Genomic DNA, 13,786 nt, shown 5'->3' on the forward strand with positions numbered 1-13,786 from the left:
TCAGGAGGGGTCGATGGCAAACGTCAGACAGCGCATCCTACGGTTTCTCGCCTGGACGGCAGCAGCCGTCGTCACCCTCGCCGTCATCGCCATTGCCGCGGTCGCGCTCATCGTCTGGTGGCTGATCGAGCCGGATGCGAGCCGCTTCGGCCATGTCGAGGACGAGGCGAAGAAGGCGCAGCGCACGGTCGAGCAGTTTCCGGGCGCGGGCGAGCCTTATTTCGCGGCGATGGACAAGGGCCTGCTCTTGCCGCCCGCGCCTGGCGCCGACTACCCCGCCGAGATCAAGGAAGTCGCCACGGCCACCGGGCTCGATCCGGAGGCCGTCCGCGAGGCGGCGATCCGCGGACAGAATGCCTGGATCGTCTGGACCGGCGGCAACGACCGTTTCTGGGATTTCGCCGCCCGCTCGACGATCGGTTCCTTCGATCTCCTGAAGACCATCTCTTCTCACCCGACGATGGCCTATGGCCGCGACAACCGCTTCCGTTATCTTGGGCTCGTCAACGAGCCCTGCTTCGATACCCCTGGGAGTGCCGACCCCGATCATTGGGGGCTGTGGATCGATCAGCGCAAGAAAGACTGCCCGGCCGACAGTTTCGGCGGCAATGCCGAGGCCGATGCGCGTTATCCTGGCGTGCAGATCGGCTCGCGCGGCACCATGGTCAAGGTGAAGGGCGAAGAGAAGAAGATCCCGGTCGGCTCCTACTACGGCGAGCCGACGGGTGTCATGGGCCTGCGTCTCTTCCCAAATCCCGATTTCGACAGCAAGGCCGCCGAACGTTGGGATGCGGTGCGTTACTACACCGATCCGACCTATTACAACGACAAGGACCTCGTGCGTCCCTATCGCGTCGGCATGTCCTGCGCCTTCTGCCATGTCGGTCCCAATCCGATCAATCCGCCTGAGAATGTCGAGAGCCCGGCATTTTCCGAAATCTCCTCCAATCCCGGCGCCCAGTATTTCTGGGTCGACCGCATCTTCTTCTGGAACACCAAACCGCGCGCGGCGGCGGGACAACCGGCCGACAACGAGAGGAATTTCCTCTTCCAGCTGTTCCATACGAACCCGCCGGGTTCCCTCGATACCTCGCTCGTCTCGTCGGATTATATGAACAACCCGCGCACGATGAATGCCGTCTACGACGTCCTGGAGCGGCTGCGCATCGGGGCGAAGACCGGCAAGGAAATCATCAAGGGAGACGAGAGGGACAACAAGCAGGCGCAGGATTATCCGCAGACCGCGGCCTTCGGTTCGCTTTATGACAAGACGACCGGCACGGTCGCCTCGATGCGTGTCTTGAAGGACGGTGCGGATTCCGTCGGCACGCTCGGCGCTCTCAATCGCGTCTATCTCAATATCGGCCTCTTCAGCGAAGAATGGCTGCTGCATTTCCGCCCCTTCCTCGGCGGGCAGAAGATCTCGCCGATCCGCATCGCCGACGCCCAGAAGAATTCGGTCTACTGGCAGGCGACCGAAGCGATGACGCCCGACATGGCGATCTTCTTCCTGGTCGCCGCCCGCGCCGATCACCTGAAGGACACGGCCATTGGCGAAAAGGTGCTTGACGAGCGCAATCCCGCCGAGGTCGACCGCGGCAAGATCGTCTTTGCCGAAAACTGCGCCGCCTGCCATTCGAGCAAGCAGCCGGTGCCGGCGCCAGAGCTCGGCGTCGATCAGGGCATATGCGAAGGCGGCGGGTCCGGCCCGCATTATCGCGAATGCTGGGACCGCTATTGGGCCTGGGCTCAGTCGGATGCTTTCAAGGCTGGCATGGTCAAGCTCGTCACCGAAAAGAATGCGGACGGAAAGGATTTCCTCGACGGCAATTACCTCTCGACGGAACGACGCGTGCCGATGGATGTCGTGCGCACCAATGCCTGCAGCGCGATCGCCACCAATGGGCTTTCGGGCGATATCTGGGACAACTTCACCTCTTCTACCTACAAGTCGCTGCCACCACCGCATGAGGTGACGGTCAATCATCCGGTTTCAGGGGCCGCGACGCCGCTGCAGGCGGCCGGCAACGGGCGCGGCTATCTGAGGCCGCCCTCGCTCGTCAGCCTCTGGTCGACCGCACCCTTCCTGCTCAACAATGCGGTCGGCCACGAAGACAGCTATTACGGGACCGACTACTACAATCAGGACTATGCCGGCGGCTACGGCGCCAGTCGCGGCACCGCCTGCCCGGCGGCGGACGCCCGCGACCCCTACATGCCCTGTATCGAAAACAGGCTTGCGGTCTTCGACCGGTCGATCCGCCAGATGCTGTCGCCGCAGACGCGCCGCATGGATAAAATGACCGAGGCGCCGGTGCCGGGCTACATCTACCGCACCAGCGCTCCCTCCTGCCTCATCGTGCCGGCGGGCTTCGTGCCCGATAAGGTGCGTCCCTTCACCGGCGTGCTGAACAAGGTCGCTGGCTGGGCCTTCAAGAAGGACGGCTCGATCACCATCGGCCCGTTCCCGGCCGGCTTCCCGGTCAATGCGCTGACCAATACCGAGCTGCTTCCTGACAATGACGAGGAGGACAAGTTTGCCAATTACAGGCGCCTGATCGCCAGCGGCCCGGCGCTGATCGGCGCCTTCGCCGAGCTCGGCGGGCAATGCACGCCGGAAGAGCTTGCCGATCCCGCCGTGCTCGCCAAGGCTGAGAAGGTGGTGCGCGACACCAAGCTCATCGACCGCCTGGTGGGCCTGAGCAAATGCCCCGACTATGTGGTCAATGGCGGGCACACGTTCGGTGCCGAGTTGTCGCAATCGGACAAGAATGCCCTGATCTCCTATTTGAAGCAGTTCTGACGATGTCCGGCGGGCCGACCCACGATTATATCGTCATCGGCAGCGGGGCGGGCGGTGCCGTCGTCGCCGCGCGGCTCGCCGAAGAGGGCCGCACGGTGCTCGTCATCGAAGCTGGCGGCGATCCGCTGGCCAAGACCGACGATAGTTCCGACATGCCGCTTGCCGATGCCTGTCGCGTACCCGCCTTTCACGCCTTTGCCTCGGAACATCCCGGCATGGCCGAGAACCATTGGGTGCGCCACTACGAAAATCAGGAAATTCAGGAGCGCGACTGGCGCTACTCCAGGGAAAAGGACGGCGTGCTTTATCCGCGTGTGCGCGGCCTCGGCGGCTGCACCGCCCATCATGCGATGATCATCGTCCGGCCCAATCATTGCGACTGGAACCACATCTTTTCGATCACCGGCGACGAAAGCTGGAAGGCCTCGCACATGCAGGGCTATTTCGAGCGCATCGAGCGCTGCCGCTACCGCTTCTTCCTGTGGCGCTGGCTAGCCGCCGCAACTGGCCTCAATCCGACCGGCCACGGATGGTGGGGATGGATGACGACGGAGCGGGCGTTGCCGCTCAGGGTCTTGCGCGACTGGCCGCTGTGGCGGGCGCTCCTGCGCTGCGTCGGCGCGGCCGCCGATGCCTTCGGCAAGCGGGGCTCCGATTGGGAGACGACCGAGATCGACCCGAACGACAACCGCAACTGGAACGCCGGCGCCTGCGGCGTCCGCGTCACCCCGCTTGCAACGCGCCGCCACGTCAGGCACGGGCCGCGCGAGCGGCTGCTCGACGTGATGAAGCGGCATCCCGACCGCCTGACGCTTCGCCTGAACACCACGGTCACGCGCATCGAATTTGACGGCAAGCGGGCGGTGGCGGTCCGCTGCATCGCCGGAGAGGGGCGTGAGGAGGTCATTCGGGCCGGCCGCGAGATCATCCTGGCCGGCGGCACCTTCGCCTCGCCGCAGCTTCTGATGCTCTCCGGCATCGGCGATCCCGGCCATCTCGCTGAGCACAGGATTTCCGTCGTCGAGGCACTTCCAGGCGTCGGACGGAACCTGCAGGATCGCTACGAGGTCGGCGTCGTCAGCCGTGTGACCGAACCCTGGTCGGCGCTCAAGGGAGTCACCTACACGACCCGCGACGCCCATTACCGGCGGTGGCGCAGGTTCCGCATCGGCAATTATACCAGCAACGGCGTGATGTTTTCCCTGACGCTGAAATCCCGCGACACGCTGAGCGAACCGGACCTGCACTGCTTTTCGCTGCTTGCCGATTTCCGCGGCTATTATCCCGGTTATTCCGAGCGTATCCGCAAGCCGGATTACATGACCTGGGCGATCCTCAAGGCCTATACCGAAAACCAGGGCGGCACGGTGCGGCTCAGATGCGCCGATCCCACTGTCCTGCCCGCCGTCATGTTTCATTCCTTCTTCGAGGGAACCGGCAATTACAACCTCGATCTCGATGCCGTGGTCCACGCCATCCGCTTCGTCAGGAAAGTCAACGATGCGATGGACGATCTCATCGCAAGCGAAGAGGAGCCCGGCCGGCAGAACGAGAGCGACGAGGCGCTTCGCCGCTATGTCGCGGAAAACGCCTGGGGCCACCACGCCTGCGGCACCTGCGCCATCGGTCCCCGCGAGGGTGGGGGCGTGCTCGACAGCCGTTTCAGGGTGCACGGCATCGAGGGCCTGCGCGTCGTCGATGCCTCCGTCTTCCCGCGCATTCCCGGCTACTTCCTCGCCACGGCCGTCTACATGATCGCCGAGAAGGCGGCCGACGTCATTCTCGCCGACAGCCAACTGGAAACACGCTGATGGACGAACCCCATCCCCATCGGGAAGAGAGCATCTACAACTGGCTCGGCGAACATGTCCGGGGTTTCGTTCGCCTGTGGCGAACGTTCGATGCCTGGCTCAACCAGCCGCTGCCGAAGGGGCGGCACCTTGCCTGGCGATGGCTCGCCCCCGACGGCTATGCCTGGTTCGTGCCGCTGCTTGCGGGCATTCTGACCCTTGCCATGGCGCTTGGCCCGACCATCGACATGCGCTGGGGCAATCTCGGCCTGCTGGCGATCGGTGTCGTGCTTCTTTTCCTGCTGCATGCGGCAGCTGGCCGGCAGCCATTCCTCAACCAGTATCTGCTGGCCGGACAGCTGGTGATCCTTGCGGTTCTTGCCGTGCTTCTGATCATCAATTCGCGCCCGGAAACCTATGGCATGATGACGGCACGACCCCGCCTGCATATCGGCGCCGCGATCGTTTGCGCACTCGTCCTCGCGCTCCCGGCGGCCTGGCTGCTCGCATCGAGCCTGTTCCGCTCCAATGCCGGCGGCGGGCTTGCCGACAGCCTGCCGAAGGTGGAGCTCTTCCTGCCCACGAACCGTTACGATTTCATGGGCCGCGGACCGATTGCCGCGCTAATGTCGGCCCTTGTCATCGCCCCGATCCGCTATCCGGTCGAGCTGCTTCTGCCCGGATCGCTGCTCACCCTGTTCGTGCCGGACCATTATCTCTGGTACGCTTTCCTGGTGACCGGCATTGCTGCATGGATCGCCCTTTTCCTCGGCATTCTGTTCGAGCGGCTGATGGAAATCCTGCGCACGATCGGACGTCTTTTCTTCATCGGCCCGCAGCGGGTCATCAGCGTTCTCGTCATCGTCGTGGCGGTGCTTCGCCTCGCCGACGTCCATTACATCACCTATCTCTTCAACGCCGGCTCCAGTGGTTACGGCAATACGACGCTCATGCGCTATATCGCCTTCGCCTATGCCGTTGCCTGGTATTATGCCTTCTGGTGCGATCACTTCGTCGCGCGCCGGCTCATCCGCCTCATGGACAGGGAACGGCAGACGATCACGCCGGTCGAAATCGCTTACGACTATGAAGGCAGCGAGAGCTTGAGCACGGTGCGCAACCAAGGCCGGACAATCGCGCTGCATGGCGCCGGGCGCCTGAAGATCGAGGGCCGCTACGAGGATCGATACCAGCAGCGGACCAAGGCCGCGTCGGACAGGGCGATCCAGTTCATGACGCCGGCGGACGTGCTCGCGCAGTTTCGCGCGCAGCTGGAGCGCCTGCCCGCCGAACAGGCGCCGACCGGGGACCTGCTTGCGAGCCTGCGCAATTTCCAGCGCTCGACGCTCGTCTATCCCGCCCTCGTCGGCGCCCTGGCCTATGGCCTGATTGGCGGTCCTGCCGCCTTCAGCTTCCTGCGGGCGATCCAGCCGCCGGAACTTGCGATCCGTTCCGAACGGCATGTGGGCAAGCAGCCGGCATCGCTCCTGTTCGAAAGCGGTCAACCCAACGGCGGCTGCGGCCCGCTCCAGCCCACAACGCCGAGACTTGCAGTCGTCGCCTCCGGCGGCGGCACGCGTGCGGCGATCTACACGGCCTCACTTCTCAGGGGGCTGGCCGAGCGCGACCAGATCTGCAATGTCGTCCTGGTCAGCGGCGTCTCTGGCGGCAGCGCCGCGCTCGGCTATTTCGCGCTTCACGAGCAGGAACTGCGTCGGCCGCACGACAGCATGGACGTCAAGGCCTGGGATGATTTTTCGAAGGCCATGGCTTTGCCCTTCATCGAGCAGGTGATCGATGGCGCGAGCGACATGCGCTTCGCCTTCGGGCGCTGGCATTGGGCGTCCTCGGCCTGCCGCGAAGCTCAAAGGCCGGATGAAGACGTGACAGGCTGGATACCCGCACGCTCGAGGCTGGGCGCGATTCTCGCTGAATCCTTCGTCTGCCATATGGGCACCGGGACGATGGAAGCGCCGTCCTTCGGCGTGATGCTCAACACCGCGATCGTCGGATCTTTTTCCGACGACAGCACTGCCTGCAAAGCCGATCGGAGCCTTTCGCTTCCCGAGAGGGCGACGCGCTGCCGCCAGTTCCTGGATGCGGCCCAGGCGGGCGGGCGGCTGGTGCTGACCAATCTCGCCGCGCCCGCGTCTCTGCCGGACGACGGATCGCTGCACATGCAGCTCGTCACGCTCGACAATGCGGACATGTCGATTGCGCGGGCCGCAGCCTTGAGCGCAAACTTTCCGCCGGTCTTTCCCGATGCCGCAATCGACATCGAAGCACCTGGCGAAGCAAGGACCCGATACTGGGTGACCGATGGCGGAGCGGTCGAAAACCGTGGCGCCATGACGCTCTACTATGCCATCCGCGATGCGTTCCGCTCAGTGCCGCAAGCATCGCAGGCCCTGCCGCCGCTGCACATCGTCATCGCCGACGTTTCGGCCTCGGCAGGTCGTTACAGCGAGAGCTTCGGTTTCGGCTCGGTTCTCGGCGCCGGCGGCCAACTCGGCCTCGGTCTGGAGACGGAGCTTCGCGCGGCGATCGAGAAACTCTACTGCAATCATAGCTCTAAGGTCAGCATCCACGAAATCATCATGCCGCGCGTCTATCGAGACGGCGGGATCGGGACGCATTGGCTGCTTCCCAACTCGCTTTCCTTCACCAATCCCGAAAACCTGTCGCAGACCGAGATCCTGTCTGCCCGGGACGTCGAAACGCTGGTTCTGGCGCTGCACAGCGATGTCGCGGAAACCTACCAGGACGAGGCCGCGGCCGGGTTCGTCAAGCTCTGGGCTCAGCAGGACGACGTCGCAAAGCATGACGCGCGGTGGAAGGAATTTCTGGCCAGTCTCGCGGGAGCACAAGGCAAGCACGATTGCCGGGACATTCAGGCGGGAATGACGGGGCAATAGAAAAGGCAAGCCGGTATCGCTTAACTGAGATGAGGCACAGCGGGTCAGGACTCGAATCTGTTCCTGCCGCAGCTTACTCTTACGAGGAGCTCGTAGGGTAACAGCTGCGGCTCCGCAATCTCGCGGTCTTCTTCGATCAGGCGAAGGAGGGTTTGCGCTCCCAAAAACCCAAGCTGCCTGCGCGGCACCGAGATCGTCGTCAACGCCGGGCTGAACGCTTCGGCGACCGGATGATTGTCGAAGCCGATGAAAGCAATTTGTTCCGGCACTTTTATGCCACACTCCTTGGCGACCTGGATGGCGCCGAAGGCAAGCTCGTCGCTGGCGCACAATATCGCATCCGGCAAATGTCGGCGGCTGACGATGCTGCGCATGGCATCTCGCCCGGCGTTGATGTCGAATGAGGGGAGGTGCTGAACGTCACTGTGTTCGTCGAGGCCCGCTTGCCGCATTGCGCTTCGATAGCCTTGCGCACGAGCGGCAAAAATCGAGCTTTGTTCCGGCCCCCCGATGTGCACGATACGGCTGCGGCCGAGAGAAAGCAGATATTGCGTCGCTTCGATTGCTGCCTTTTCATTATCGATGCCGACGAAGGCGATTCCCGGGTTTGCCACGGGTCTGGAGATCGCAACGATTCTGCGATTGTAGTGCGAAAGCTCCCCCAGTTCAGTCGGCAGGTGACCGTTGAGCAGGATCAGACCGTCGGCCGTTCCGGTAATCAGCTGCCGGGCGAGGGCAATTTCCCGTTCCCTACTTCCCTTCGTGCTGCCGACGATGACACCGATATTGTGTTCCTCGAGTGCTTCCTCGATTCCCAATATGACATCCGGATGGGAAAAGGCGGCTATGTTGGGGACAATGACAAGGATCTGGTTGGCTTTTCGCGACCGGAGCATGCGCGCATTATGATTTGCGACATAACCACTTTCCCGGGCGATCTCTGCGATGCGCGCCCGCGTTTGCGGCGTCACGGCCGACGAACCCGACAGGGCTCGGCTGACCGTCGACGGATTGACGCCTGCGAGCCGGGCGATATCAACGATCGTAACGCTTGCCTTCGAACGCGCCGTCACTCCTTTGCCTTTTGGTAGGGTCACGGGCGGTCAGCATTGTCAATGGAAAGAAAGCGAGCGCTTCCGTGGTTGTTCTGCAACCTCACTCAGGCTCCTCCTGGATCTCATCGACATAAGGCGCAATGATGAGATCCGCGACGACGGAGGCATATCTTGCCCGTTCCTCGGCATTGAGACCCTCGTCGGTGATGATGCGGTTGATCCTTTCGATGGGGGTCGTGCGATAAATTGCCCGGCTGCCGAAACGGCTGCTGTCGATCAGAAGCGTCGTTTCGACCGACGCATCGATCATCGCGCGCTGCAGCTGGACCAGTTCCAGGGACGTGTCGCTCGCGCACTCCGTGTCGACTGCCTGAGAAGACAGGAAAAGATGATCGCAGCGCAGCTCGCGAACGAAATTGATCGCCGTTTCCCCGAGCAGGGAATAGGCCCCTGGGCGACAGATCCCACCGGGGACCACGAGCTTGATATGGTCTTTGTTGACGAGCACATCCGCAACATGCACGTCGTTCGTCACGACCGTCAGCGGTGTCGTCAATTCGGCGATGACATAGGCAAATTGATGCAGAGTCGAGCGGGAATCGATGAAGATGCTCTGCTCCGGCTGAAGCAGTTTTGCGGCCGCAACCGCGATGGCACGTTTTTCCTCGACTGCCGTCTGGCGCGCTTCATCGACCAGCTGTTCGAATGTCGTGCTGCGACGAACGCGCACGGCTCCCCCATGGGTCCTTCTCACGACACCCTGAGATGCCAGGAGATCGAGATCGCGACGGATCGTCGAGATGGAGGCGTTGAGCCGCTTTGCGAGATCCTGGCTCGAGGCAACCTGATTGGACGAAAACCATTCCATGATTTTCTCGCGCCGCTCGGCGGGCAAGAAGTCTTCCGGTTGCGGTGTTTCCGTCTCAGCCAAGAGCAGTCCCTCTTTCTTTCTCAATGGAATGCGACCTTACAGAAACAGCAGGAAAACTGAAAGCGGGGCAATCCCTCGCCCCGGTGATCGGCCGCCCGGACGTGCCGGACGGCCGATGATCTCTTTAGAGGCTGACGTTGATATATTCGGAGCCGGCCGCACCCACGCCCTTATAGGCGGTTACCTCGATTTCGACGCGGAAATCCGGACCGCCGAGCGGCGGGCAGGTCACCGTGCTGCAGGGATCGATGCCCCTGAACTTTTCTCCGACATAGGCCATGACGGAGGGGGCGTCGGCAACGTTCGGGATGACGACGCGCGAGCGAACGACGTCGGCAAGCGTTGCGCCGACCGCTGCGAGAGCGCCCTCGATATTATGGAAGCACTGCTTGGCCTGCTCGACCGGATCGGTGGACATTTCCCGGGTCTTGTAATTGCGTCCTGCAGTGTTGGAAACAAATACCCAATTGTCGACCGCAACGACGCGCGAGTAGCTTTCCTTTTCCTCATAGAGGCTGCCGGATTTGACTTTCGTTACCTTTACCACGAGTAAGACCCTTCCTTTGATGTGGGATTGAACGATCAGGCGGTTGCCGCCAGATGCGATTTTTGCTCGGCGCCGCGACCATAGACGCGTTCGGCGAATTCGGCGGTGATGCGCTCTTCCTTGATGTCGCGGCGAATAGCCTCCACGGACCGGCCGGAAGGCGAGCCGTAGCCGCCGCCGCCGGGCGTCACCAGCTCGACCACCTGTCCCGCCTTCAATTGCACCGTTCCGGGCAGATTCTGCTGGCCGTTGCCGAAATCGAAATGAGAACCGGTCGCCTGCAGGCCGCCCTCCAGCCCCCAGGGATAGACGGACAGCCGGCCACCCTCGACGCTGAACCGGCAATCGGCCTCGATCCGATAGACGCGCCGCAAGCCCATGCCGCCGCGCCAGGTGCCGGCTCCGGCCGAGCCGTTAACGAGTTCATAGCGCAGCAGCGTCAGAGGATATTCGAGCTCAAGCGCTTCGACCGGAAGGTTGGACGTGTTCGTCATGTGGACGTGCACGCCGCTCAGCCCGTCTGCCGTCGGACGCGCACCGCCGCCGCCGCCGATGGTCTCCAGATAGACCCAGAGCGAACCGTCCTCGCGCGTGCCGGTGAAGAGAGCGCCGGTGCAGGCACCGTTGCCCGCTGCCGTGACCCTGCCGGGCAAAGCTTTGGCGAGCGCACCCTGGACGAGGTCGGCAACCCGCTGGCACGCGGCAATGCGCCCGTCGACAGCAGCAGGGTGCTTGCAGTTGAGCAGCGACCCATGTGGTGCCTCGACGCTGATGGGCCGCGACAGACCGGCATTCGGCAGGATCGTCGGATCGATGACGGCCTTGACCGCATAATAGCAGGTCGCCAGAAGCGCGGTGTAGATGACGTTCAGCCCGGCAGGGACCTGCGGCGGTGCCTCGAAGGCGATGTGCATTGCATCGCCCTTGATAGTGATATCCACCTTGAGTTCCATCACATCGGAAAACTGGTTGCTGTCGAAGTAATCCGTAAAGCTGTAGACACCGTCCGGGATGGCAGCGATACCGGCGCGCATCTTGCGCTCTGCATAGTCCTGCAGGGCGTCGCCGGCGGAAAGGACGAGGTCAGCGCCGTATTTCGTGCAGAGATCCTGCATGCGCTGGACGCAAAGCCGGTTGGCCGACATCTGGGCGCGCAGGTCCGACAACCGCTCGTGCGGGACCTGGCAGTTCAGCAGGAACATGTCCTGCAGATCCTGCTGCAACTGACCCTGACGATAGAGCCGCACGGGCGGGATGCGCAGACCTTCCTGATAGATATGGGCATGGCCGCGGTCGGCGAAGTCGGCGTGGTGGGCCGTATTGACCGCCCACCCAACCATCGTCTCGCCATGAAAGATGGGTTCTGCGAGCACGATATCCGGCAGATGTGTTGCACCGCCCTCGTAGGCGTCATTGCCCATGAACACGTCACCCGGCTTGATATCGTCGGCGGCGAAGCGCTTGTTGATGTGCGGGATGATGCCGATGAAGCTGCCGAGGTGCATCGGAATGTGCTCGGCCTGGCACAGGGTGTTTCCATGCCGGTCGAAGAGGGCAGTGGAGCAATCGCGCCGCTCCTTGATGTTGGTCGAGTAGCTGGCACGCACCAGCGCCTCGCCCATTTCTTCGACGATCGACGTCAACGCGCTGCCGATGACTTCCACGGTGATCGGGTCGATCTTGCTCATGCCCGCGTCTCCAGAATGAGGTTGAGATAGGGATCGACCGTCGCCTGCATATCCGGCAGGATGACGGTGGTGGTGTCCATCTGCTCGACGATCGCCGGACCGGCGATGCGGTTGCCCGGTTTCAATTTCTCGCGGGCATAGACGGGGCAGGGCACGAAATCCTTGCTCTCGTCCATATAAACCTGTCGTGAGCCGATGACGGCGGCGTCGCAGGACGGGCCGGCATCCGGCAATGAGGCAAGTTCGGCCTTGTTGACGACACCGGCCGCCTCAAGCCGCAACGTCACGATCTGGATTGCCTCGCCCTCGGCGATGAAGCCGAAGCGCTGCAGGTGAGCCTGCTCGAAGCCCTTGATCAGGGTGGCAAGGGTATCCGGTCCCAACGGACCAGCAGGCACGGAGACCTGCAGTTCGTAGTTCTGGCCGACATAGCGCATGTCTGCGGTCCGATTGACGACGCGCCGCCCCGTCTCGATTGCCTCCTGATCGAACCAGGTGTCGGCCTGGGTTTCGAGCGCCTCAAAACCGCCGATCATCGGTTCGACGGCATTCTCATCGACTTTCATCAGACGAGAGATCGCGAAATCCGAGCGCAGATCGGTCAGAAGCAGGCCAAGAGCGCAGAGCGTACCGGGCGTGAGCGGCACGATGATGCGGCTCATGTCGAGTTCCTTGGCGAGCCGGGCGGCGTGCAGCGGCCCCGCGCCACCGAATGCCATTAGCGTGTAGTCGCGTGGGTCATGCCCGCGCTGGACGCTGATCAGGCGGATGGCCTTGGCCATATTCGCCGTGACGACGGAAATGATGCCCTGCGCCGTCTCCATCAGCCCGAGGCCGAGTTGATCGGCAAGGCGCTGCACGGCTTCGATCGCGAGGTCACGCCGTACCTTCATGCGTCCGCCGAGGATTTCGACCGGATTGAGGGTCTGCAGAACGATATTCGCGTCGGTGACGGTCGCCTCCGTATTGCCGCGTCCGTAGCAGACCGGTCCGGGGTCGGCGCCTGCCGAGCGCGGGCCTACCTTCAACAGTCCGCCGCTGTCGACAAAGGCGATCGAGCCGCCGCCTGCACCGACCGTGTGGATGTCGAGCATCGGCGCCTTGATCGGATAGCCATGCACATTGGCTTCACCGGTGAGCTTGCAGATGCCGCCCTGCAGCAGTGCCACGTCGCTCGAGGTTCCACCGACGTCGAAGGTGATGATATTGTCGAAGCCGGCCAGTCGTCCGACCGCCTGGGCCGCCACGACGCCGGTGCTCGGACCGGACAGCACGGTGCGGACCGGAAGCTGCGCGGCCATGTCGAAACCGATCACGCCGCCGTTCGACTGCGTCAGCTGGGGGGCGACAGGCACGCCGAGTTCGCTCAGGCGCAGTTTCAGCCTGTCGATATAGCGCTGCATCACGGGGCCGAGATAGGCGTTCACGACCGTCGTCGACATGCGCTCGTATTCGCGAAATTCCGGCGCCACCAGATGCGAGGCGCTGACGAAGACATCAGGCATTTCCTCGCGAAGGATCTCGACCACCCGCTGCTCGTGGGCGCTGTTCAGGAAGCCGTAGAGAAAGCAAACCGCGATTGCCTTGACGTCCTCCTCGGCAAGCTTGCGCACCGCGGCGCGCAGCTTTTCCTCGTCGAGCGAGCGATCTGTCGAGCCATCGCATTTGAGGCGTTCGGGGACTTCCTGCCGGCGATCGCGGCTGACCAGGGTTTCCGGCTTTTCGGCGTTCATGTCGTAAAGGCTTGGGCGTTTCTGGCGGCCGATTTCCAGGAGGTCGCGAAAGCCGTCGGTGGTGATCAGCCCGGTGGCGACACCTTTGAGCTCGATCAGCGCGTTGGTGGCGACCGTGGTTCCGTGACCAAGGAAGGCCACATGCGCCGCCGTGCTGCCGACGGTTGCAAGCCCTTCGGAGACGCCGTCTGCAATTCCGCGTGAAGGATCGTCCGGTGTGGACGGTACTTTCCAGATGTCGAGCTTGCCGGTTTCGTCGTCGAACAGGCAGACGTCGGTGAACGTGCCTCCGGAATCTACGCCAATTCTCAATGCCATGTCTTC

At 62.9% G+C, this 13,786-nt stretch carries 8 protein-coding genes; 3 read left to right on the forward strand and 5 right to left on the reverse strand.

Annotated elements, in window-relative coordinates; all coding sequences use genetic code 11:
* Positions 1-13 precede the first annotated feature (13 nt).
* The 3 genes from KQ933_RS21585 to KQ933_RS21595 are packed head-to-tail and all read left to right on the forward strand — an operon-like array spanning position 14 to position 7,508.
* A complete protein-coding gene (locus KQ933_RS21585) occupies positions 14-2,803 on the forward strand; it encodes a hypothetical protein (RefSeq protein ID WP_216759910.1) in 2,790 nt (929 codons plus the stop codon).
* Between the two features lie 2 nt (positions 2,804-2,805).
* Positions 2,806-4,614: a GMC family oxidoreductase gene (locus KQ933_RS21590; protein WP_216759911.1), complete on the forward strand. Its 1,809-nt coding sequence runs from the start codon at positions 2,806-2,808 to the stop codon at positions 4,612-4,614.
* Positions 4,614-7,508: a patatin-like phospholipase family protein gene (locus KQ933_RS21595; protein WP_216759912.1), complete on the forward strand. Its 2,895-nt coding sequence runs from the start codon at positions 4,614-4,616 to the stop codon at positions 7,506-7,508. Before KQ933_RS21590 ends, KQ933_RS21595 begins: the two co-directional genes overlap by 1 nt.
* Positions 7,509-7,552: 44 nt before the next feature.
* On the opposite strand, the gene KQ933_RS21600 is transcribed toward KQ933_RS21595, so the two are convergent.
* From KQ933_RS21600 to KQ933_RS21620, 5 genes are all read right to left on the reverse strand, one after another.
* Complete coding sequence (locus KQ933_RS21600; RefSeq protein WP_367882539.1) at positions 7,553-8,605, reverse strand: LacI family DNA-binding transcriptional regulator; 1,053 nt, start codon at positions 8,603-8,605, stop codon at positions 7,553-7,555.
* 58 nt (positions 8,606-8,663) lie between these two features.
* Positions 8,664-9,494 carry a DeoR/GlpR family DNA-binding transcription regulator gene (locus tag KQ933_RS21605; RefSeq protein WP_216759914.1) on the reverse strand — a complete coding sequence of 277 codons (831 nt, stop codon included), beginning with the start codon at positions 9,492-9,494 and terminating at the stop codon, positions 8,664-8,666.
* Positions 9,495-9,618: 124 nt separating this feature from the next.
* Entirely contained in the window at positions 9,619-10,041 is a 423-nt protein-coding gene (locus tag KQ933_RS21610) for a RidA family protein (RefSeq protein ID WP_216759915.1), read from the reverse strand.
* Positions 10,042-10,076: 35 nt separating this feature from the next.
* Positions 10,077-11,729, reverse strand: a complete 1,653-nt coding sequence (locus KQ933_RS21615) for a hydantoinase B/oxoprolinase family protein (protein WP_216759916.1) — start codon at positions 11,727-11,729, stop codon at positions 10,077-10,079.
* A complete protein-coding gene (locus tag KQ933_RS21620; RefSeq protein WP_216759917.1) occupies positions 11,726-13,780 on the reverse strand; it encodes a hydantoinase/oxoprolinase family protein in 2,055 nt (684 codons plus the stop codon). Before KQ933_RS21620 ends, KQ933_RS21615 begins: the two co-directional genes overlap by 4 nt.
* Positions 13,781-13,786 lie beyond the last annotated feature (6 nt).

It is taken from the genome of Rhizobium sp. WYJ-E13, assembly GCF_018987265.1.
Classification (GTDB): Bacteria; Pseudomonadota; Alphaproteobacteria; order Rhizobiales; family Rhizobiaceae; genus Rhizobium.

Bases quoted from the DNA above. Each gene is read 5' to 3' on its own strand.
- KQ933_RS21585 (WP_216759910.1), top strand. From the start codon at position 14: ATGGCAAACGTCAGACAGCGCATCCTACGGTTTCTCGCCTGGACGGCA.
- KQ933_RS21595 (WP_216759912.1), top strand. From the start codon at position 4,614: ATGGACGAACCCCATCCCCATCGGGAAGAGAGCATCTACAACTGGCTC.
- KQ933_RS21615 (WP_216759916.1), bottom strand. From the start codon at position 11,729: ATGAGCAAGATCGACCCGATCACCGTGGAAGTCATCGGCAGCGCGTTG.
- KQ933_RS21590 (WP_216759911.1), top strand. From the start codon at position 2,806: ATGTCCGGCGGGCCGACCCACGATTATATCGTCATCGGCAGCGGGGCG.
- KQ933_RS21620 (WP_216759917.1), bottom strand. From the start codon at position 13,780: ATGGCATTGAGAATTGGCGTAGATTCCGGAGGCACGTTCACCGACGTC.